Below are 21,529 nucleotides of genomic sequence, written 5' to 3' on the forward strand. Positions count from 1 at the left end.
GGCGATGTACGAGCCGGTGTGGTTCGCCGAGAAGACGCTCAGCGCCGTCGCCGAGGGCGTTGCGGCTGCGGGGGCCCTGTTGGCCTTGTCGCTCACCACCGGCCGCAGCTCGGCCCCACGGCACGGCGGCCCGACCAGAAACTAGTTGGCCCCTGCACCAGTCCGTTCCACGCCGGGCACCGAAGTACCTACACAAGCGTGGTTCCCAGTGCGGCCCGATGCGGCCGCGAATCAAGGAGATACCAGAATGCGCACTACCTCGAAGATTGCTTCTGTCGCCCTCGGCTCTGCAGTGCTTCTGCCGTTCCTCGGTGCAGGTGTCGCCCAGGCTGCCGACGGCAGCACGATGGCGACCCTCCGTCCCGTCGCGTTGAACGGTGTCAAGGGCAGCGGCACCGCGATGGTGACCGTGAACGGCACCCGCATCGACGTGACCATGGCCGCCAACGGCCTGCTCCCCGACGCGCCGCACGCGGCCCACATCCACTTCGGTGCGGACGCTCGGCACGAGTGCCCGGTCGCCGGTGACGACGCCAAGGGCGACGGCACCATCAACACCACCGACGGTGGCCCGGCATACGGTCCGATCGTGGTCTCCCTGACCAAGACCGGTGACACCTCGCCGAAGAGCGGCCTCGCGGTCGACCGCTTCGACACCGCCCCCGGCGGCAAGATCAACTACGAGCGCGGCAGCATCAACGTCTCCTCCGGCGTGGCCCAGGCCATCACCGAGGGCAAGGCTGTCGTCGTCGTCCACGGCGTTGACCACAACAACGACGGCAAGTACGACGGCACGACCAAGAGCGACCTCGACCCGAGCCTGCCCACCGAGGCCACTGACCCGGCCATCTGTGGCGTCCTGAACGCCGCTCCCGCCGGCGGCATGGACACCGGCGCGGGTGGCACGTCCACCCCGAACAACGAGGGCATGCTCCTCCTCGGTGGCGGCCTGCTCATGGCGGCTGTCGGCACCGGTGCCTTCACTGCTCGCAAGGCTCGTAACCGCGTCTGATGTCTGACATCACGAAGTTCGGTGGCCGTCGCGGCAGCATTGCTGCGGCGGTCACCGTCGTGCTTCTCGTGGTCGGTGGGTTCCTCGTCGCGAAGTCCTTCTCGGGAACTGACGCCCCGCCGCAGCCCGACGCAGCCCAGTCCGCACCGTCGGTCACGCCGGCACCCTCGTCCTCCTCGCCGAGCCCGACGTCGTCACCCACCTCCGCGACCGGGAAGACTCCTGCTCCCAGCACCGCGGACTTCGGTCCGATCATGGGACCGAGCGCGCCCGTCTCGCTGAAGATCCCGTCGATCGGTGTCGACACCAAGGGCATCGTCGACCTCGGTCTCGACAAGAGCGGCAAGCTGCAGGCCCCGACCGACTTCGGCAGGGCCGGCTGGTACGCCAACGGCCCGACCCCGGGTGAGTTCGGCCCCGCGGTCATCGGTGCCCACGTCGACAGCAAGTCCGGTCCCGCCGTGTTCTACCGCCTGGGGTCGTTGAAGAAGGGCGCCACCGTGTCCGTGGCCCGCAAGGACGGTTCGACGGCGCGCTTCGTCGTCGACCGTGTCGCGCGCTACTCGAAGGCGGACTTCCCGACCATGACCGTCTACGGCGACACGAAGGGCCGCGCCGAGCTCCGGCTCATCACCTGCGGCGGTGCCTTCGACCAGTCCACGGGTCACTACGTCGACAACATCGTGGCGTTCGCCCACCTCACCTCCTGACGGATCGGTCCCGGCCCGATTCCGTTGCTGCGCAACGACGCTGGGCCTGTGGATGGTGCCGGTGCCCTGTCAGTGGTCGCCGATAGTCTCCTCGGTATGGCGATCGCTCCGGGCACGTCGCACCCCACCTTCGGTGGTGGTGCACGCAAGGGTGCGGCCCGTCCGGTGCTGGGTGGCGCGCGGGTCGCCCTGGAGGCGATGACCGACGGTGCCGCAGATCGGTTGTGGGCGTTGTCCGACGCCGAGGTCGGTGACGCGCTCGGCGTGCTGGCTGAGGTGCACGCGGCTGTTGCGGCCCAGCTGGTCGCGGTGCTGGCAGAGGCCAAGGGTCGCAGCCTGGGTTCGGGCCAGGGGTGGGGCGCGGTCGACTGGGCACGGGCGATGGCGCCGTCCCTGCCTACCAAGGACCTGCTCGACGCTCATGTCGTGGCGACCGCGGTCCTCGACGGGGTTCGTCCCGAGCTCGGCGACCACCGGTTGGACGAGGTCGCCGACGCGGTCGCTGCAGCCGCCTCGGGTGATGCGCAGGAGCGGGCCGGGTCGTTGTCCGTGTCCAAGGCGGCGCAGCTGTGTCGGTTCCACCGCGGGATCCGTGGGTTGGCCGAGCCGGCCTGGTTGGCCGGGGCGACGGCTGACCTGGTGGATGCGGCACGGGGCAGGTGGGGTTGGGACGAGCGCACGTTGGCGGTCGCTGTCAGGCGCACCACGGACGTGGCGCGGTCGGACGGGGCGGTGGAGCGGGACGCGCAGGTCCGGCGGGACCACCGGTCGCTGGTGAAGTCGCGTGGTCCTGTGGGGATGTCCCGGTACACGCTGCTGCTGGACGAGGAAGGCGCTGCGGTCGTCGACGCCGCCGTCGATGCGCTGGCCAGGCCGCGGCGGGACGAGGACACTGGTGAGCTCGACACCCGGACCCCGGCAGCCCGTCGCGCGGATGCGTTGCTGGACCTGGTGTCCCGGGCCGTGTCCGCGCCCGGCGGGGTGCCTCGTCAGGCGAAGACCTCGGTGGTGGTCACGATCGGGCTCGAGGTCCTGCAGGGCCGGTGCCGCGGCGCCGGTATGACCCTCGATGGGGAGGCCCTGACGGAGGGCGCGGTGCGTCGGCTGGCGTGCGACGCGCAAGTCATCCCTGTCGTCCTGGGCACCCGTGGTGAGGTGTTGGACCAGGGGATGGGGCGGCGGTTGTTCGACGGGGCCCAGGTCCGGCACCTGTGGTTGCGGGACCGGCACTGCACCTTCCCCGGCTGTTCGAAGCCTGCGGCGTGGACCGACGCGCACCACCTGGTCCACTGGGCCGACGGCGGCCCGACGGACCTCGACAACGCTGCCCTGTTGTGCCGGGCGCACCACACGGTGGTGCACACGCACCGCTACGGCGGCAGGGTCCGCCTCGAGCACGGCAGACCCCAGGTCGAGTGGGACCTGACGGTCGGCTCCTACGAGACCACCCTCGACGAATGGCGACAACGCACCCGAGGACGAGCCCGAACTCGGCCGCGCCCCCACCCCGCCACGACCTGAGCGGGCAATGGTCCACGCCCCGGTTGCGCATGAGCATTGACGAGTCCACCGGGTCGCGGAGCGCGCGACGTGCTGAGGACGGTGCTGACTCCCGGGGCAGCCGTCCTGACGAGAACGTCAGGCGGCCCGGGGTCCGCGTGCCGAGCGGGCGAGGTCGTAGACGATCGTCGTCATCCAGCTCAACGGCCGGTGCTGCAGGGCGTCGAAGTCCCGGGCGGTGGCCCAGATCTGGGCGTAGGCAGCCCGGGTGGTCTCCTCGGCCCGGCCGTGGTCACCGAGCACGGTGAGGGCGAGGTGGTAGAACCGCGCCGCGGTGCGGTCGTAGAGGTCCCCGAAGGCGGTGGTGTCGCCGAGGGCGGAGCGGGACAGCAGCCCGTCCAGCTCTGCAGCCGGTGCCGGTGTTGCCTCGGTGTGGAGCTGCGACGCCGCCCCCAGATCCGTCATGTCCACCACTGTGCGCCCAACCCGGACGAACCGCACCACCGGGACGGCTGGCGGCTCGCGTCGGCCGACAACCTGCCCGAACGGACCAGGTCGCCCGTCCTGCGCGGGGTCGGCAACCGTGGGGCGAACAGGACCTGACCGGCGGGTAGCATGACGCCCGACCCGTCGCACCCGACCAGATCTCTGGAGTCCTCGCGCGTGAACGTCCCCCACGGCACCCCCAGGCTCGCTGCAGTCATCGTCCTCGCCGCAGGTGAGGGCACCCGGATGAAGTCCTCGACCCCCAAGGTCCTGCACCGGATCGGGGGCCGGACCCTCGTCGGACACGCGATCGCAGCGGCTCGGGCGGCCCAGCCGGAGCACCTCGCGGTCGTCGTCCGCCACGAGCGGGACCTCGTCGCCGCCCACGTCGCGGAGGTCGACTCCTCCGCGGTCATCGCGGACCAGGACGAGGTCAAGGGCACCGGCCGCGCCACGGAGTGCGCCCTCGACGTGCTCCCCGCCGACCTCGAGGGCACCGTCCTCGTCACGTACGGCGACGTCCCCCTGCTCGCCGGCGACACCCTGGTGTCGCTGCTCGCCGAGCACGCGGAGTCCGGCAGCGCCGCAACCGTGATCACGGCCCACCTCGCCGACCCCACGGGGTACGGCCGGATCCTGCGGGACGCCGACGGCGGCGTCGAGGGGATCGTCGAGCAGAAGGACGCCACCGAGCAGCAGCGCGCGATCACCGAGATCAACTCGGGGATCTACGCCTTCGACGCGACGGTCCTGCGTGAGGCCCTGGCCAAGGTCGGCACCGACAACGCCCAGGGAGAGAAGTACCTCACCGACGTGCTGGCCATCGCCCGCGGCGCCGGCGGCCGGGTCAGCGCCCACCTCATCGAGGACCTGTGGCAGACCGAGGGCGTGAACGACCGGGTGCAGCTCGCCCGCCTCGGCAAGGAGCTCAACCGCCGCACCACCGAGCGCTGGATGCGTGAGGGCGTCACGATCATCGACCCCGACACCACGTGGATCGACACGGACGTCACCATCGGCCGTGACGCCACCGTATTGCCCGGTACCCAGCTGCTCGGGGCGACGACCATCGGCGCGACCGCCGTCATCGGCCCCGACACCACCCTCACCGACACCGAGGTGGGGGAGGGGGCCGAGGTCAAGCGCACCGAGGCCCTGCTCGCCGTCATCGGCGCGGGCGCGACGGTGGGTCCGTTCAGCTACCTGCGCCCCGGCACCGAGCTCGGCGCGAAGGGCAAGATCGGCGGTTTCGTCGAGACCAAGAACGCGAAGATCGCCGACGGTGCCAAGGTCCCGCACCTCACGTATGCCGGTGACGTCACCATCGGAGAGGGCGCCAACATCGGCGCGGGGACGATCTTCGCCAACTACGACGGCGTCAAGAAGCACCACACGACGATCGGGCGGCACAGCTTCGTGGGCTCCAACTCGGTGCTCGTCGCGCCGGTCACCATCGCCGACGGCGCGTACGTCGGCGCCGGCTCCGCCGTGACCGGCGACGTCGACCCGGGCCAGATCGCAGTGGCCCGCGGACGGCAGAAGAACATCGACGGCTGGGTGGCCCGCGCCCGCGCCGGCACGAAGACCGACGAAGCCGCCAGGGCGGCGCAGGCCGCGAAGGCGGCTGCGCCGCATACCGAAGACTCCACGGAAGGGCAGGGCCAGGCGTGACCGGCATCCTCAAGACCACCGAGAAGAACCTCATGGTCTTCTCCGGCAGGGCCCACCCCGGGCTCGCCGAGGACGTCGCCCGGATGCTGGGGACCGGCCTCGTGCCGACCAGCGCCTACGACTTCGCGAACGGTGAGATCTACGTGCGGTACGAGGAGTCGGTGCGCGGCTCCGACGCGTTCGTGATCCAGAGCCACACCGCGCCGCTCAACGAGGCGATCATGGAGCAGCTCATCATGATCGACGCGCTCAAGCGCGCCTCCGCCAAGCGCATCACCGTGGTGCTGCCGTTCTACGGGTACGCCCGTCAGGACAAGAAGCACCGTGGTCGCGAGCCCATCTCGGCCCGCCTCATGGCCGACCTGTTCAAGACCGCCGGGGCCAACCGCCTCATGGCTGTCGACCTGCACACCGCGCAGATCCAGGGGTTCTTCGACGGTCCCGTCGACCACCTCATGGCGCTGCCGATCCTGTCGGACTACGTGCGCGAGAAGTACGGGAACGAGAAGCTCGCGGTCGTCTCGCCCGACGCCGGTCGTATCAAGGTCGCCGAGCAGTGGTCCGAGCGCCTCGGTCACGCGCCGCTGGCGTTCATCCACAAGACGCGGGACATCAACCGGCCGAACGAGACCGTCGCGAACCGGGTCGTCGGTGAGGTCAAGGGCCGCATCTGCGTCCTGGTCGACGACATGATCGACACCGGCGGCACCATCACGAAGGCCGCCGACGCCCTCATGGCGGACGGTGCGGCCGGCGTGGTCATCGCCGCGACGCACGCGATCCTCTCCGGTCCTGCGGTCGACCGGCTCAAGGCCTGCACCGCGCAGGAGGTCATCGTCACCGACACGCTGCCGATCGACGAGGCGCACGACTTCGACAAGCTGACGACCCTGTCGATCGCCCCGCTCATCAGCCGTGCGATCCAGGAGGTCTTCGAGGACGGCTCGGTGACGAGCCTGTTCGACGGCCACGCCTGAGCACAGTGCGTCCACGCTGCGAGGACAGGGCCACCGTCGCCTCGGGTCAGCCGGTCGAGGCCCTGCGCGCCCGGTAGGCGGCGACGTTGGCGCGGTTCCCGCAACCGCCGTCGCAGTAGCGCTTCGACCTGTTCTTCGACAGGTCGACGACGACGTCCTCGCAGTCGTCGGCCGCGCACGTGCGCAGCCGGGCCAGCTCGTCGGCGCGGATCACGTCGACCATCGCCATGGCCGCCTCGACGGCCATCCGGGTCGACAGCGGGGCCTCGGGCGGCGTCGCGTGCAGGTGCCAGGTCCACCCGTCGTGGCGCACGAGCTGGGGGAGGGCGTCGGCCTCGGCGAGCAGCGTGTTGACGAGCTCGACGGCGCGGTCCGTGTCCGCGGTCCACAGCTCGCGCAACCGCGGCCTGAGGGCGCGCACCGCCTCGAGCTCGGCGGCGTCGTGGGCGCGCGAACCGGTCCACTGCCACTCGCGCACGAACGTGTCGAGCTCGGGGAGGGTCTGCAGGTCGTCGGTGTCCGTGGGCAGGGTCGCGGCCGTGTTGACCAGGGCCGCGCAGCCGCGCAAGGCTTCCTCGGTGTCATGGGCGAACAACATGTTGACTCCTGACATGGACCATCGGTACCGTCACGAGTATAAGGAGTTTTGCTCCTGACAAGATCTCTGACGACGAAGCGAGGCGTGTCATGCACCCACGGTCCACCGCGGTCGGCCTCTGGCTCGCCCTCGCGTCGGCGGCGACGTTCGGCAGCAGCGGGCCGTTCGCCAAGTCCCTGCTCGTCGAGGGCTGGAGCTCCGGGGCGATCGTCCTGCTCCGCGTCGCCGGCGCCACGCTCGTCCTCGCCGTCCCGACCGTGCTCGCCCTGCGTGGTCGGTGGCACCTCGTGCGGGAGAACCTCGCTGCCGTCCTCACGTATGGCGCCGTGGCCGTCGCCGGCTGCCAGGTCGCCTACTTCTACGCGGTCCAGCGCCTCGACGTCGGGGTCGCCCTGCTGCTGGAGTACCTCGGTGTCGTCCTCGTGGTGCTGTTCGTCTGGGCGCGCACCCGGCGGGCCCCCAGTGCCCTCACCGGGCTCGGGGTCGTGCTCGCGATCGGCGGGCTCGCGCTCGTGCTCGACCTCGGTGGCCAGGCCGCGCCCGACCTCGTCGGTGTCGGCTGGGGGCTGGTCGCCGCCGCGGGCCTGGCGACCTTCTTCGTCCTCGCGGCCGAGGAGAGCCACCTCCCGCCGGTCGCCCTGGCCGGTCTCGGCATGGGCGCCGGTGCGGTCGGCCTCGGTGTCCTCGGTGCGGTCGGCGTGCTGCCGATGCACTTCGTCGCCACCGACGTGGTCCTGCGCGGCGCGGACGTGCCCTGGTGGGTCGCGGTCGGTGAGCTGGCCCTCGTGGCCGCCGCCGCGGCATACCTGCTCGGGGTCACGGCCGCCCGCATCCTCGGCTCCACGGTCGCGTCCTTCGTGGGGCTGACCGAGGTGCTCTTCGCGGTGCTGTTCGCGTGGGTGCTGCTCGGCGAACTGCCGGGCCTGGTCCAGCTGCTCGGCGGGGTCTGCATCGTCGGGGGCGTGGTCGCCGTCCGCCTCGGCGAGCTGCGCCGCGAGCGTTCGGCCCGGGCGACGGCCGCGGCGGACGACGCGGATTTCCCTCTCCCCGCAGGCGTCGCCTAGACTCTCCGGGTTGCCTCGGCGAGGGACACTGCACGGCTGCCACCACCTGGGGGCCGGTCACGTCCGTAATTCGACGCGGTGTGGTCTCCGTGCTGCGCCCCGCGTCGAGGCCCACCGCCTACTCGAGTCCCCGTCCAAGGAGTCCCCGTGTCTGACACCAACCTCACGCTCAACGCCGAGAAGCGCACGCAGTTCGGCAAGGGCGCCGCGCGCAAGATCCGCCGCGACCACAAGATCCCCGCCGTCATGTACGGCCACGGCGCGGAGCCGGTGCACATCACCCTCCCCGGCCACGAGACGATGATGGCGCTCAAGACCGCCAACGCCCTCCTCACCATCGTCATCGACGGTGACGAGCAGCTCGCCCTGGCCAAGGACGTGCAGCGCGACGCCATCAAGCCGGTCATCGAGCACATCGACCTCGTCGTCGTCCGCAAGGGCGAGAAGGTCACCGTGGACGTGCCCGTGCACCTCGAGGGCGACGCCGCCCCCGAGACCGTGGTCACGCTGGACTCCCAGACCCTGCAGCTCGAGGTCGAGGCCACCCACATCCCCGAGAACATCGTCATCTCGGTCGAGGGCCTCCAGGCCGGCACGCAGATCAAGGCGTCCGACGTCGAGCTGCCCCGCGGCGCGACGCTGATCGTCGACGAGGAGACCCTCGTCGTCAACATCACCCAGCAGATCTCGCAGGAGGAGCTGGACGCCGAGCTCGCCGAGGCCGAGGAAGAGGCCGGCATCGAGCGCGAGGAGTCCGAAGAGGACGCCGCCGCCGAGGGCGACTCCGCTGCTGCCGAGGGCGAGTCCACGGACGGCGCGAAGGCCGAGTCCGAGGACGCCTGAGTCCCACCGGCACGGCGCGAGCCGTGCCATCGGCGCGGCCCAGCGGCCGCGCCACAGGCTCCACCACAGCTCCACACCGGAAGGCCGGGTCCGCGACGGACCCGGCCTTCCGGCATACTTGCCGCCCGTGAGTGCAGACGGGACGTGGCTGGTGGTCGGGCTCGGCAACCCCGGGCCCACCTACGCGGGAAACCGCCACAACGTCGGTGCGATGGTCGTCGACGAGCTGGCCCGACGGGGGTCGGCGTCCCTCACGAAGCACAAGGCGCGGGCCGTGGCGGCGACGATCAGGATCGGCATGCTGCCCGGCGGCGCTCCCGGCCCCCGCGCTGTCATCGGCGTCCCGCTGTCGTACATGAACGAGTCCGGCGGTCCGGTGAAGGCCCTCATGTCCTTCTTCTCCGTGGACCCCGACCACCTCGTGGTCATCCACGACGAGCTCGACATCCCTGCCGGTGACGTCCGGCTCAAGAAGGGCGGCGGCGAGGGCGGCCACAACGGCCTGCGCTCGATCAGCTCCTCCCTGGGCACCAAGGACTACCTGCGCGTGCGGGTGGGGATCGGGCGCCCGCCCGGCCGGATGGACGCCGCCGACTTCGTCCTGCGCGACTTCTCACCGACCGAGCGCAAGGAGCTGCCGTTCCTGCTCGACGCCGCCGCCGACGCGGCGGAGATGGTCGTCACCGAGGGGCTGCAGACGGCCCAGCAGAAGTTCCACAGCCCCGCCTGAGGCCTGCTGCTCCTCCCGTCCATCCCTCGGGGCGGGGCGCGGGAGTGACTATTTTTGGGACTAGTTCCTTTTGCGTATCCCTACGTCAGGCGAACGGTGCCGAGGGTCGACCCCTTCGTCCCTGCGGGACCGAGCGAACGGCTCGTGTTCGCGAACTCCACCATCGGTATGAGGTGAGTACGTAGACAGCGCTACTCCACCTGGGGTGGATCACCGTCCGTTGCGCGGCGTACAGGTCGAAACCCTTGTCCTGCAAGGCTGGCGGAGCCGGTTGATGACTTCTGCAGGAGCCATTAACAGGTCGACCGTGGGGGTCTACCTTCGGCCGAAAGCGATGCGCAAGGGGTGCAAGTCATGACGGATCTCGCGGGGGCGGATTCCGTGTCGTCGATACCGACACCAGCGCCGGTGCAGGTGCCGGTCCAGGTGCCGTCGGACGACCTCATCGGACGACCGACGACGCCGACCGAGGCCATCGGGACGGCCGGGCTCGTCGGGACGCACGACTGGGCGGGGGTGGCACCCGAGCACCCGGCCAAGCAGTCCTGGTACCTGCGCTACCGCTCCAAGGCGGTCGCCGTGGACATCGCCGGCGCCGTCGTCGCCGGGCTGCTGTGCACCTTCGTCCCCATCGGTGACGCCCCGCTGGTCGACCGCGGCCTGGTCGCGCTCGCCCTCCCCGGCGCCTGGTACCTCGCGATCCTGCTCTGCCACGGCTACGAGCGGCGCTACCTCGGGATCACCGCCGACGAGTACCGCGCCATCGGCCGGGCCGTCGTCGGGCTGGTCGTGTCGGTCGCCGTCCTGTCCTGGCTCGTCCACGCCGAGATCGCCCGCGGGCTGGTGCTCACCGCCGCCCCGCCGCTGCTCGTCCTCGGCCTGCTCGGCCGCCACCTCCTGCGTCGTGGCCTGCTGGCCCGCCGCGAGGTCGGCATCGACTCCCAGCGCACCGTGGTCATCGGCAACGTCCGTACCGTCGCCCCCCTCATCCGCCAGCTCCGCCGCGCGCCCGGCGAGGGCATGCAGGTCGTCGGCGCGTGCGTCTCCGGCATCGCGACCGAGGGCGACTTCTCCACCGAGATCGAGGGCGTGCCGGTCTTCGGCTACCCCGACGAGGCGATGTACGCCATCGACCTGCTCGACGCCGAGGTCGTGGCCGTGTCCAGCGACCCCGAGCTCAGCGGCCCCAGCCTGCGTCGCCTGGCATGGAGCCTCGAGGAGCGCGCCGTCGACCTCGTCATCGCCCCCGGCCTCTTCGAGGTGGCCGGCCCGCGACTGAGCATCCGCCCCTCTGCCGGCATGCCGCTGCTGCACGTGGAGCGGCCCGCGATGTCGGGCGCTCGCCGCGTGTTCAAGCGCACCGTAGACATGGTCCTGGGGGTCGTGCTCACCGTCCTGGCCGCCCCGGTCCTGCTCGGCATCGCCGTCGCGATCCGCCTGGACTCACCCGGTGGCGTCATCTTCCGCCAGACCCGGGTCGGTGCCCGCGGCGAGACGTTCCAGATGCTCAAGTTCCGCACCATGGTCGTCGATGCCGAGCAGCGCAAGGCCGAGCTCGTCACCGCGGTGGACGCCGGCAACACGGTCCTGTTCAAGATGCGCCGCGACCCGCGCGTCACCTCGGTCGGCCGGATCCTGCGCCGCCTGTCCATCGACGAGGTCCCCCAGCTCATCAACGTCATCCGTGGCGAGATGTCGCTGGTCGGGCCGCGGCCACCGCTGCCCTCCGAGGTCGCCGGCTACGAGTCGGACGCCACCCGCCGCCTGCGGGTCAAGCCGGGCCTCACCGGTCTGTGGCAGGTGAGCGGACGCAGCGACCTGTCCTGGGACGAGTCCCTGCGGCTGGACCTCTGGTACGTCGACAACTGGTCCCTGCTGCTGGACCTGCAGATCATCGTGCGCACCGCCAAGGCCGTCCTGCGTGGGACGGGGGCGTACTGATGTCCCTGCGCCGCCTCCCCGCCGTCCTCGTCGTCGGTGCCGTCATCGCCGCCCTCCTGTCCGGTTGCTCGGGCGACCGCACGTCGCCCACCGCCGCCAGCAGCACCGCGGCCGTCGGCCCGGTCGCGTCGTCGAGCTCCTCGAGCCCGAGCCCGTCGGCGACCACGACGCCTGACGACGCCGAGAGCCCGACCACGTCGGCCACCGTGCCGCCGCCCCTGCCGCAGCCGGTGGCGTCGGTCCCGAAGGTCAAGCGTTCCGGCCAGCCGTCCTCGCCGTCGGTCACCGCACCGGCCGCGAAGTTCACCGCGCCGGTCACCTACCCCGACGGGGTCCGCCTCGACATCGTCCGGACCGTGCGGGCCACCGAGACCGGTCACGGCCCCGGGGTCATGGCCGGCCGCAAGTACGTCCGCTTCGAGCTCAAGCTCACCAACGGCTCGGCCAAGGCGATCAACCTCAACCAGGTCGTCCTCACGACCTACTACTCCGCGTCCAAGCAGCTGGCCGCCCCGGTCTACACCGAGAGCGCCAAGACCTACGACTTCTCCGGCATCGTCAAGCCCGGCGCCTCCGCGACGGCGTTCTACGCCTTCGCCGTGCCGGACTCCGGGCTGAAGAAGCTGACCATGGTCGTCGACTTCGACGGCACCCACACCTCGGCCACCTACTCCGGCGCGGTCGTGGTCTCGTGAGCCACCACCGGGGCCTGCCGACGGGACGTCTGCGCGCGCTCGTCACGTCGCACGCCTCGGGCGCCCTCGTCGCACAGGTCTGGCAGGCGGCGACCAGCTTCGTGCTCCAGGTCGTGGCCGCGCACGTGCTCGGTGCGAAGGGTCTCGGCCTCGTCTCGCTCTGCCTGGGCACCATCGTGCTGGTCACCGCGGTCACGAGCGGATTCGTGGGTGACTCGCTCACCGTGCTCGACCGGGCGGACTCCCGCGTCCGTGGCGGCCTGCAGTGGTGGGCCCTCGTGCTCGGCACCGCTGGTCCGGCCCTGGCCGCCGCGGTGCTGTGGGGCACGGGTTCCCTCGACGCCGCCGAGGCCGGGTTGTTCCTGCTCGCCGCGGCCCTGTTCGCGGTCGAGGAGGTGGGGCGCCGGCTGCTGATGGCGTCGCTGCGCTTCTGGCGCCTCGTGGTCGTCGACTCCGTCGCCCTGGCCACGGCGGTCGCGGCGCTGGTGGTGTTCGGCCTGGCCGGCACCATCACCCTCGGGAGCTTCCTGGGCGCCGTCGCCCTCGGGCAGGCGACCGGGTTGCTCACCGTGGCCGCCATGCTGGCGCCGTCGGAGCGGTGGGGTGCTCCCGTCCGTGGCGGCGCCGTGCGTGACGTCGCGTCCTTCGGCGTATGGCGCGGGGCGCAGGTCGCGGTCAACCCCGGCGTCTTCACGGCGTTCCGCCTGCTCGTCGTGGCGGTGGCCGGGGCCGCGGCGCTGGGTCACCTCGAAGCCGCCCGGATCCTCGTGGCACCCGCCCTGCTCATGGTCCAGGGGCTCGGGTCGTACCTGCTCGCGTCCTACGGGCGCGACCGTTCCCTCGCCCTGACTGCGCTCGTCACCCGGGCGCGTCGGGGCAGCGCCGCTCTCGTCCTCGGTGCCCTCGGTGTCGGCCTCCTGATCTGGTTGGCTGCGCCCCTCGTCGGACCGTGGGTCACCGGTGACGGGTTCACCGTCCCCCTGCTCGCCGTGGCCGGCTGGGCCTGCTACGCCGCGGCCATCGCGTCGATGCAGCCGTTCGTCAGCCTCGCCGCTGCTCGCGGACGCCAGCGCGCGATGCTCGGCGTCCGGCTCCTGGACGCCGCGGTCTCGCTCGTCGCGCTCGTCGCCTGGTTGCTCGCCGACCTGCCCACGGCCGCAACGCCGTTCGTCCTCGCCCTCGGACCGGTCGCAGCCGGCCTGGTCACCCGCTTCGTCGTCCTCACCCCGATGCTCCGCACGGAGCAGTCAGTCACCACCAGCGCGCCGGCGGTCCACGCCCCCGCGCAGCCCCGAGAGGCAGCACACCATGCACGTTGAGGAACTCGGCGGTCTCGTCCGTCGCGCTGTCGCCGCAGCAGCTGCTGCCGCGGTCGTCCTCGCAGGCGCCTCGGCGCTGGCCACGCCGGCCAGTGCCGCGGAACCGCCGCCGGTCGTCCCGACCGCGGCGCCGGTGACTGCGGACGCCCTGCCGACGTGGCAGATCAACGGCGTCGTGTGGAGCCAGGCCATCGTCGGCAACACCGTCTACGTCACCGGCAGCTTCACCAAGGCCCGCCCGCCGGGCGTCGCCGTCGGTGGCGTCGGCGAGGTCGACGCGCTCAACATCTTCGCCTACGACATCACCACCGGTAACCGGGTCGCGTCCTTCGACCACGCGCTGAACGCCCAGGGCATGGTCGTCCGCGCCTCGTCGGACGGCTCGCGCATCATCGTCGGTGGCGACTTCACCACCGTCGACGGTGTCGCCCGTGGCCACGTGGCGTCGTTCTCGACCGCTGACGGATCCCTGACCTCCTGGGCGCCGAACGTCGGCGGCCAGGTCCGCGCGCTCGCCACGACGCCGTCGACGATCTACGTGGGCGGTAGCTTCCCGTCGGCCAACGGCCAGACGCGCGGGGCCCTCGCGGCGTTCTCGTCCACCAGCAGCACCATGCTTCCCTGGGCCCCCGTCGCCGGTGGCTCGAACGCCGGCGTGCTGGCGCTGCTCATGTCCCCCGACCAGAGCCGGGTCATCATCGGTGGCTCGTTCGAGACGCTCAGCGGTGTCGCGGCTTTCGGCATGGGCGCGGTCGACGCCGCCAGCGGCGTGATCCTCCAGTGGGACGCCAACACCCGCATCCGCACCGCCGGGCTCAACGGTGGCATCACCAGCCTCAGCACCGACGGGACGCAGGTCTTCGGCACCGGGTACGCCTTCGGTGCCCCGGCCGCGTTCGAGGGCAACTTCTCGGCGGACCCCTCGACGGGCGCGATCAACTGGGTCAACGACTGCCTCGGTGACGAGTACAGCTCCTTCCCGATGAACCAGACGCTCTACACCGTCGGCCACGTCCACAACTGCAGCGTGATCGGCGGCTTCCCCGACACCAGCCCGCGCTCACGCTGGCAGAAGGCCACCGCCTTCCCGACCTACCCGACCGGCATGACGACCGTGAAGGACGCCTACGGCTGGGACTTCCGCGGGCTGCCCTTCACCGGGCTGACGCACTGGTACCCGGACCTCGAGTTCGGCAGCTACACCCCCGACCGGCAGGCAGCGTGGTCGGTGACCGGCAACGGCACGTACATCACCCTCGGTGGCGAGTTCCCGATGGTCAACAGCGTCGCCCAGCAGGGCCTGACCCGCTTCGCGATGCCGTCCGCCGCCCCACGGCTCTCGAAGCCGATCTACACGACGGCCATCAACCCTGTCGCCACGTCGACCGAGGCCGGCAAGGTCAAGCTCACCTGGGGCTCGGTCTGGGACCGGGACGACGCCACGCTGACCTACGACGTCTACCGCGACGGTGGAGCCACGATCGGCAACGTCTCGGGCGCGAGCATCTGGTACCGCCTCCCCGGCCTCACGTTCACCGACAGCGGGGTCGCACCCGGGACGACGCACACCTACAAGGTCCGCGCCAAGGACAAGGACGGCAACATCCAGTGGAGCCTTGCCTCGGCCCCGGTGACCGTCTCCTCTGCCTCGCCCGTGCCCTACGTCGACGCGGTCCGGGCTGACGGTGCTACCCACTTGTGGCGACTTGGCGACGCGGGCCCCACCATCACGGACGCGGTCGGCCCCGGGGTCGGTACCTCAGCGGCAGCGACCTTCGGTGCTCCCGGTGCTCTCGCCGGTGACACCGCAATCCAGTCCCTGGGCGGGGCCAACCCGAAGGCATACACGACGTTCATCGAGAACCACCCCGCAGAGGTGACGGTCGAGAGCTGGATCAAGACCACGAGCACAACGGGTGGTCGAATCGCAGGATTCGGCTCGAGCCAGTCCGGGACCTCCAGCACGTCGACCAACGACATGGTGCTGTTCGTCAACAGCAGCAACAAGCTCGCTTTCACCTTGATGAACGGCACTGCACGAACCGTCGCGAGCACCGGCTCCGTGAACGACGGGCAGTGGCACCACGTCGCCGCGACTGCTGGCGCTGCCGGGGTGTCGTTGTTCGTGGACGGCCGACGCGTTGGACGGGACCAGTCGCCCGTCGCGATGGCCTCGTTCATCGGCTACTGGAGGTTGCTGGCCGACCAGACCACCAACCTCACGAACAAGCCGACTGACGCCGCGCTGGCTGGGACGATCGACGAGGTAGCCGTCTACCCCAGCGTGCTGACCCAGGCGCAACTGCAGACGCACTACCTCGCTTCGGGGCGCACGGCCACATGGTCGACCCCGCCCGTCGATGCCTACGCGGCGGCCGTCACGGCCAACGCGCCCGACTCCTACTGGCGCATGGGCGAGTCGTCGGGCACGACTGCGATCGATGCCTCCACCTCCGGCCAGGACGGCACTTACGTCACGGGCGTGACCATGGGTGCGTCGGCGTCCCCAGCGTCGGGCGGTGGGAAGGCTGTGACCTTCGACGGCACTACTGGCCTATTGGTCGACAAGGAATCGTGGAACAACCCGCTTACCTATTCGGCGGAGCTCTGGTTCAAGTCGACGAGCACGAAGGGCGGCAAGCTCATCGGCTTCGGGAACGCACAGACCGGTCTCAGTGGGACGTACGACCGCCAGGTCGTCATGCTCAGCAACGGCCACCTCCAGTTCGGCACCAACGGCGCCGTGCGCAGCCTCGCCGAGACCACCGCGTCCTACAACAACGGCGTGTGGCACCACGTGGTCGCCACGCAGGGCGCCAACGGCATGAACCTGTGGGTCGACGGCGCCAAGGTCGCCTCGAACCCCGCCACGGATGCCCGTAACTTCACCGGCTGGTGGCGGGTCGGCGGGGACCGCACCTTCGGGGGCACCACGAGCAACTACATCGCCGCCACGGTCGACGAGGTTGCCGTGTACCCGACCGCCCTCACCGGCACCCAGGTCCGGGCGCACTACGAGGCAGCAGGGTTCACCGCCCCCAACGCCACGCCGACAGCCGCCTTCACCAGCAGCTCGTCCTTCCTCACGGCCTCGGTCGACGGCTCGACGTCCAGCGACCCCGACGACGCGATCGCTTCGTACGCCTGGGACTTCGGCGACGGCGCCACCGCCACCGGGGTCACCGCCAGCCACGCGTACGCCGCGGCCGGCACCTACACGGTGCGGCTCACCGTCACCGACGACCGCGGTGCGACCAACAGCACCACGCGTGCCGTCACCGTCGTGACCAACCAGGCCCCGACCGCCTCGTTCACGGACTCCGAGTCGTTCCTCACCCTCGGGGTCAACGGGTCCGCCTCGAGCGACCCCGACGGCACCGTGGCGTCGTACGCCTGGGACTTCGGTGACGGCGCCAGCGCCACCGGCGCCACCGCGAGCCACTCGTATGCCGCCGCGGGCACCTACACGGTCCGCCTCACCGTCACCGACGACAAGGGGGCCACCGGCACCACCGCCCGTGCGGTGACCGTCGCCACGGCGCCGAACCAGCCGCCGACGGCGTCGTTCACCCACAGCGAGTCGTTCCTCAAGACCTCGGTCAACGGGTCGGCCTCCACCGACGCCGACGGCACCGTCGCGGCATACGCGTGGAGCTGGGGTGACGGTGCCGCCAACGGGACCGGCGCCACGGCCACGCACACGTATGCCGCGGCCGGCACCTACACCGTGAAGCTCACCGTCACCGACGACAAGGGCGACTCGGGCACCACCTCCAGCTCGGTGACCGTCGTCGCCAACCAGGCCCCGACGGCGTCCTTCACCGACAGCGAGTCGTTCGTCGACCTGTCCGTCAACGGCTCCGCGTCCAGCGACCCCGACGGCAGCATCGCGTCGTACTCGTGGAGCTGGGGTGACGGCACCGCCAACGGGACCGGCGCCACGGCGACCCACTCGTACGCGGCGAGCGGCACCTACACCGTGGCCCTCACCGTCACCGACGACCAGGGCGCCACCGCCACCACCTCGCGGGCCGTCACCGTGACCGCGGCGCTCGCCCTCGCGGCGGACGCGTTCGAGCGGACGCTCGCGACCGGGTGGGGGACCGCTGACGTCGGCGGTGCCTGGACCCTGGGTGGCACCGCCTCGCGCTGGAGCGTCTCGGCCGGCACCGGTCGGGTCAGCCTCAACGCCGGTGACGGCTACACGGCGGCGCTCGCGTCGGTGAGCAGCACCGACAACGAGTTCCGCACGACCGTCACCACCGACAAGGTGCCCACCGGTGGTGGGCAGTACGTCAGCCTCATCGGCCGTCGGGTCAGCTCCACGCTCGACTACCGGGCCAAGGTGCGGTTTGCCTCCACCGGGGCCGTGGCCGTCTGGCTGACCCGCAACGAGAGCGCCACGGAGACCGTGCTCACCAGCGTCACCGTCCCCGGCCTGACCTTCGCGGCCGGCGACAAGATGCTCGTGAAGCTCCAGACCTACGGCACCTCGCCCACCACGTTGCGGGTGAAGATCTGGAAGGCCGGCACCACGGAGCCGACCGCCTGGCTCCTCACCGGCACCGACAGCACCAGCACGTTGCAGGTCCCCGGCTCGGTCGGCCTGTACGCGTTCCTCAGCGGCAGCACCACGAACGGTCCTGTCGTGTACGGCGTGGACGACCTCTGGGTCGGACCCCGCAACCAATGATCAATCGGATGGATGTCCTGCTGCCAGCAGGGGAACGTGAGGACGTCATGACGCGTGGGCCGATAGCTCGATGGTCTCGCAAGGTCGGGGTGGGTGTGGTCGTGCTGGCCACGGCCTTGTCGGGGGCTGCCGTGATGGCGTCGCCTGCCCAGGCGGCGGATCCGCCGCCGGCGGTGGTGGCGCCGGACCCGGCGACCGTCAGCTCCGACGCCCTGCCCTCGTGGCAGATCAACGGCGTCGTGTGGAGCCAGGCGATCGTCGGGGACGTCGTCTACGTCACCGGTTCCTTCACCCGTGCGAGGCCTCCGGGCGTCGCCGCGGGTGGTGCCGGCGAGGTCGTCGCCAACAACATCTTCGCCTACCGCCTCTCCACCGGTGACCGCGTGACGACCTTCGCCACGAACCCCGGGCTCAACGCCCAGGGCCTGGTGATCCGGGCGTCGGCCGACGGCAGCCGCCTGTGGGTGGGTGGCGACTTCACCACCGTCAACGGGACCGCACGCGGCCACCTCGCCGCGCTCAACCCGGCCGACGGCTCGCTCGTGACCGGGGGCGGCTTCGTTCCCCCGAACGTGGGCGGCCAGGTCCGTGGCCTCGGCATCACGGGGTCGACGGTCTACGTCGGCGGCAACTTCACGTCCGCGAACGGCGTGGCTCGCACCCGCCTGGCGGCCTTCTCGGTGAGCACCGGCGCCATATCGTCGTGGGCGCCCGCGGCGGCCGGTGGTTACGTCTGGGCGATGACCATGTCGCCGGACAAGAGCAGGGTCATCCCGGCGGGGTCGTTCACGACGCTCAACGGACAGCCTGCCTACGGCATGGGGTCGGTGAACGCCTCGGACGGCAGCACCAACCCGTGGCCCGCGCAGGAGAAGATCCGCGCGGCGGGCGCCAACGGCGCCATCACGTCGGTCAAGACCGACGGGACCCAGGTCTACGGCACCAGCTACGCGTTCGGCGCCGGAGCCTCCTACGAGGGCACCTTCGCGGTCGACCCGATGACGGGGCAGATCAACTGGGCCAACGACTGCCTCGGTGACACCTACGACATCGCCCCGGCCGGCGACGTGCTCTACAACGCGTCGCACCAGCACGACTGCACCGTGGTCGACGGCTGGCCCGACACCAACCCGCGCGTCCGCTGGCAGAAGGCGGCGGCGTCGTACTCGCACGCCACCGGTGTCTCCACCAAGGACGACGCGTACGGCTGGGGCAGCACCTACGGCCTGATCGGCCTCCCGAACGCCAAGCTCCTGCACTGGTACCCCAACTTCGCGTTCGGCTCGTTCACGAGCTCGCGCCAGGCGGGCTGGGCGGTCGACGCCTCCCCGGACGGCCAGTGGGTGGTCTACGGCGGCGAGTTCCCGCGCGTCAACAACGTCGCCCAGCAGGGCATCGTGCGGTTCCGCACCAAGGCCGGCGCACCGGACAAGGTCGGCCCCTCCTACAACACCACCCCGGCCACGCCGACCCCAAGCACCAACGCCGTCTCGCTGACGGCCGGCACGGTCCGCGTCTCGTGGGGCTCGGCCTGGGACCAGGACGACAAGAACCTCAAGTACGAGGTGCTGCGCAACAACAACACCTGGGTCTACACGACCACGGGCGACTCCAACTTCTGGACGCTGCCCACCATGGGCTTCGTCGACAAGGGCCTCACCCCGGGCACCACGGTGCGCTACCAGGTGCGGGTCACCGACCCCGACGGCAACATCCTGTGGAGCCCGGTCTCCAACACGGTGACCGTCGGCAGCGGTTCGCCGAGCGCCTACGCGCAGAAGGTCCTCGACGACGGAGCCAACCACCTCTGGCGGCTCGGTGAGCCGTCGGGCAGCGCCATCGACTGGGCCGGGTTCGACGACCTGACGATGTCGGGCGGGCTCACCCGTGGTGCCGACGGCGCCGTCATCGGCGACACCGACAAGTCCACGAGCTTCGGGGGAGCTGACGGCCTCGGTGCCACGACCTCCCCGGTCGTCGGCCCGGACGTGTTCAGCGTCGAGTCGTGGTTCCGGACGACCACCACCAGCGGCGGCAAGATCGTCGGCTTCGGCAACGCCAACACGGGTCTGTCGAACAACTACGACCGCCACATCTACATGGAGCCGGACGGCCGGGTCACCTTCGGCGTCTACAACAACGGCTTCTTCACCGTCACCTCGCCGACCTCCCTCAACGACGGCCAGTGGCACCAGGTCGTGGGCAGCCTCGACCCGTCGGGCGTGGTCCTCTACGTCGACGGGAAGCGGATCGGCCGCAACGCCGGAACCTCGGCAGGACAGCCCTACTCCGGGTACTGGCGTGTCGGCGGGGACAGCCCGTGGAGCGGCAACCCCTACTTCGCCGGTGACATCGACGACGTGGCGATCTACCCGACGGCTCTCGCGCTGACCACGGTGCAGTCGCACTACACCGCGAGTGGTCGCACGCTCAACGTCCCGACCCGCCCGACGGACGCCTACGGCCAGGCGGTCTGGGACGCCAACCCGGACCTGTACTGGCGCCTGGGTGACACGAACGGCACGGCCAAGGACTCCAGCCCGAACGAGTCCAACGGCACCTACCAGGGTGGCTACACCCAGGGCCAGGCCGGCGCGTTCGACCCGGCGACGAACAAGGCGGTGGCCTTCAACGGCACGGATGGCTTCATCGCCTCCAACACCCAGTACAGCAACCCGCACAACTACACCCTCGAGGCGTGGTTCAAGACGACGTCGACCAACGGGGGCAAGATCATCGGGTTCGGCTGCTCGCAGACGGGGACCTCCGGCTGCTACGACCGGCACGTCTACCTGAGCAACGACGGCACCCTGACCTTCGGGGTCTGGACCGGCTTCACCAACACGATCACGACGCCGGGTCCGGTCAACGACGGCCAGTGGCACCACGTGGTGGCCAGCCAGAGCAACACCGACGGCATGAAGCTCTACGTCGACGGCCGGCTCATCGGCACCAACGGCCAGACCGACGCCCAGGACTACGCCGGCTACTGGCGGGTCGGTGGCGACAACCACTGGGGCTGCTGCAGCCCGTTCCTCGACGCCACCATCGACGAGGTCGCGGTCTACTCCTCGGTGCTCTCCCCGAGCACCGTCGCGGCGCACTACCAGGCCGGTGGCGGGCAGCTGCCCAACCAGACGCCGACCGCGGCGTTCAGCCACTCCGAGTCGTTCCTCGGCCTGTCGGTCGACGGCTCCGGCTCGAGCGACCCCGACGGCAGCATCGCGTCGTACTCGTGGAACTGGGGTGACAACACGCCTGCGGGCAGTGGTGCCAACGCCACCCACGCC

Annotated in this window: 15 protein-coding genes; 13 read left to right on the forward strand and 2 right to left on the reverse strand. The window is 70.9% G+C overall.

Annotated elements, in window-relative coordinates; translation table 11 throughout:
- Nucleotides 1–247: 247 nt before the first annotated feature.
- The 3 genes from ASD62_RS14505 to ASD62_RS14515 all read left to right on the forward strand — a co-directional run bounded on the left by ASD62_RS14505 (nucleotide 248) and on the right by ASD62_RS14515 (nucleotide 3,243).
- Nucleotides 248–1,012, forward strand: coding sequence for a CHRD domain-containing protein (locus tag ASD62_RS14505; RefSeq protein ID WP_056916560.1), 765 nt, complete (start codon nucleotides 248–250; stop codon nucleotides 1,010–1,012).
- On the forward strand, nucleotides 1,012–1,722 hold the full coding sequence (locus tag ASD62_RS14510) for a class F sortase (RefSeq protein WP_056916561.1): 711 nt from the start codon (nucleotides 1,012–1,014) through the stop codon (nucleotides 1,720–1,722). Before ASD62_RS14505 ends, ASD62_RS14510 begins: the two co-directional genes overlap by 1 nt.
- A 96-nt stretch (nucleotides 1,723–1,818) precedes the next feature.
- Nucleotides 1,819–3,243: an HNH endonuclease signature motif containing protein gene (locus tag ASD62_RS14515; protein WP_056916562.1), complete on the forward strand. Its 1,425-nt coding sequence runs from the start codon at nucleotides 1,819–1,821 to the stop codon at nucleotides 3,241–3,243.
- Between the two features lie 117 nt (nucleotides 3,244–3,360).
- On the opposite strand, the gene ASD62_RS14520 is transcribed toward ASD62_RS14515, so the two are convergent.
- Nucleotides 3,361–3,687 carry a sigma factor gene (locus ASD62_RS14520; protein WP_157581493.1) on the reverse strand — a complete coding sequence of 109 codons (327 nt, stop codon included), beginning with the start codon at nucleotides 3,685–3,687 and terminating at the stop codon, nucleotides 3,361–3,363.
- A 150-nt stretch (nucleotides 3,688–3,837) separates the two neighbouring features.
- Between ASD62_RS14520 and glmU the strand changes: the two genes are divergently transcribed.
- Together glmU and ASD62_RS14530 are read left to right on the forward strand one after the other, a co-directional pair.
- The gene (glmU, locus tag ASD62_RS14525) at nucleotides 3,838–5,379 is read left to right on the forward strand and encodes a bifunctional UDP-N-acetylglucosamine diphosphorylase/glucosamine-1-phosphate N-acetyltransferase GlmU (RefSeq protein WP_082580840.1); all 1,542 of its coding nucleotides are present in this window, start codon (nucleotides 3,838–3,840) and stop codon (nucleotides 5,377–5,379) included.
- The gene (locus ASD62_RS14530; RefSeq protein ID WP_056916564.1) at nucleotides 5,376–6,356 is read left to right on the forward strand and encodes a ribose-phosphate diphosphokinase; all 981 of its coding nucleotides are present in this window, start codon (nucleotides 5,376–5,378) and stop codon (nucleotides 6,354–6,356) included. The genes glmU and ASD62_RS14530 overlap by 4 nt, the downstream gene beginning before the upstream one ends.
- Before the next feature lie 46 nt (nucleotides 6,357–6,402).
- On the opposite strand, the gene ASD62_RS14535 is transcribed toward ASD62_RS14530, so the two are convergent.
- Nucleotides 6,403–6,954, reverse strand: coding sequence for a CGNR zinc finger domain-containing protein (locus tag ASD62_RS14535; RefSeq protein WP_056916565.1), 552 nt, complete (start codon nucleotides 6,952–6,954; stop codon nucleotides 6,403–6,405).
- Between the two features lie 89 nt (nucleotides 6,955–7,043).
- Between ASD62_RS14535 and ASD62_RS14540 the strand changes: the two genes are divergently transcribed.
- From ASD62_RS14540 to ASD62_RS14575, 8 genes are all read left to right on the forward strand, one after another.
- Complete coding sequence (locus ASD62_RS14540; protein ID WP_056916566.1) at nucleotides 7,044–8,018, forward strand: EamA family transporter; 975 nt, start codon at nucleotides 7,044–7,046, stop codon at nucleotides 8,016–8,018.
- A gap of 147 nt (nucleotides 8,019–8,165) precedes the next feature.
- Complete coding sequence (locus ASD62_RS14545; RefSeq protein WP_056916567.1) at nucleotides 8,166–8,861, forward strand: 50S ribosomal protein L25/general stress protein Ctc; 696 nt, start codon at nucleotides 8,166–8,168, stop codon at nucleotides 8,859–8,861.
- 127 nt (nucleotides 8,862–8,988) lie between these two features.
- The gene (gene pth / locus ASD62_RS14550) at nucleotides 8,989–9,591 is read left to right on the forward strand and encodes an aminoacyl-tRNA hydrolase (protein ID WP_056916568.1); all 603 of its coding nucleotides are present in this window, start codon (nucleotides 8,989–8,991) and stop codon (nucleotides 9,589–9,591) included.
- A 408-nt stretch (nucleotides 9,592–9,999) separates the two neighbouring features.
- On the forward strand, nucleotides 10,000–11,532 hold the full coding sequence (locus tag ASD62_RS14555) for a sugar transferase (protein WP_235530717.1): 1,533 nt from the start codon (nucleotides 10,000–10,002) through the stop codon (nucleotides 11,530–11,532).
- Nucleotides 11,532–12,227, forward strand: coding sequence for a hypothetical protein (locus tag ASD62_RS14560; RefSeq protein WP_056916569.1), 696 nt, complete (start codon nucleotides 11,532–11,534; stop codon nucleotides 12,225–12,227). The genes ASD62_RS14555 and ASD62_RS14560 overlap by 1 nt, the downstream gene beginning before the upstream one ends.
- On the forward strand, nucleotides 12,224–13,546 hold the full coding sequence (locus ASD62_RS14565; RefSeq protein WP_056916570.1) for a hypothetical protein: 1,323 nt from the start codon (nucleotides 12,224–12,226) through the stop codon (nucleotides 13,544–13,546). Before ASD62_RS14560 ends, ASD62_RS14565 begins: the two co-directional genes overlap by 4 nt.
- Entirely contained in the window at nucleotides 13,536–18,239 is a 4,704-nt protein-coding gene (locus tag ASD62_RS14570; protein ID WP_056916571.1) for a PKD domain-containing protein, read from the forward strand. Before ASD62_RS14565 ends, ASD62_RS14570 begins: the two co-directional genes overlap by 11 nt.
- A gap of 8 nt (nucleotides 18,240–18,247) precedes the next feature.
- Nucleotides 18,248–21,529, forward strand: a 3,282-nt coding sequence (locus ASD62_RS14575; protein WP_235530718.1) for a LamG-like jellyroll fold domain-containing protein, incomplete at its 3' end; no start/stop codon positions are given.

This window comes from Phycicoccus sp. Root563 (assembly GCF_001427915.1).
Classification (GTDB): domain Bacteria; phylum Actinomycetota; class Actinomycetes; order Actinomycetales; family Dermatophilaceae; genus Pedococcus.

Coding starts and splice junctions, on each gene's coding strand:
- glmU (WP_082580840.1), top strand. CDS start 3,838: ATGACGCCCGACCCGTCGCACCCGACCAGATCTCTGGAGTCCTCGCGC.
- ASD62_RS14535 (WP_056916565.1), bottom strand. CDS start 6,954: ATGTTGTTCGCCCATGACACCGAGGAAGCCTTGCGCGGCTGCGCGGCC.
- ASD62_RS14540 (WP_056916566.1), top strand. CDS start 7,044: ATGCACCCACGGTCCACCGCGGTCGGCCTCTGGCTCGCCCTCGCGTCG.
- ASD62_RS14520 (WP_157581493.1), bottom strand. CDS start 3,687: ATGACGGATCTGGGGGCGGCGTCGCAGCTCCACACCGAGGCAACACCG.
- ASD62_RS14505 (WP_056916560.1), top strand. CDS start 248: ATGCGCACTACCTCGAAGATTGCTTCTGTCGCCCTCGGCTCTGCAGTG.
- ASD62_RS14560 (WP_056916569.1), top strand. CDS start 11,532: ATGTCCCTGCGCCGCCTCCCCGCCGTCCTCGTCGTCGGTGCCGTCATC.
- ASD62_RS14510 (WP_056916561.1), top strand. CDS start 1,012: ATGTCTGACATCACGAAGTTCGGTGGCCGTCGCGGCAGCATTGCTGCG.
- ASD62_RS14515 (WP_056916562.1), top strand. CDS start 1,819: ATGGCGATCGCTCCGGGCACGTCGCACCCCACCTTCGGTGGTGGTGCA.
- ASD62_RS14570 (WP_056916571.1), top strand. CDS start 13,536: ATGCACGTTGAGGAACTCGGCGGTCTCGTCCGTCGCGCTGTCGCCGCA.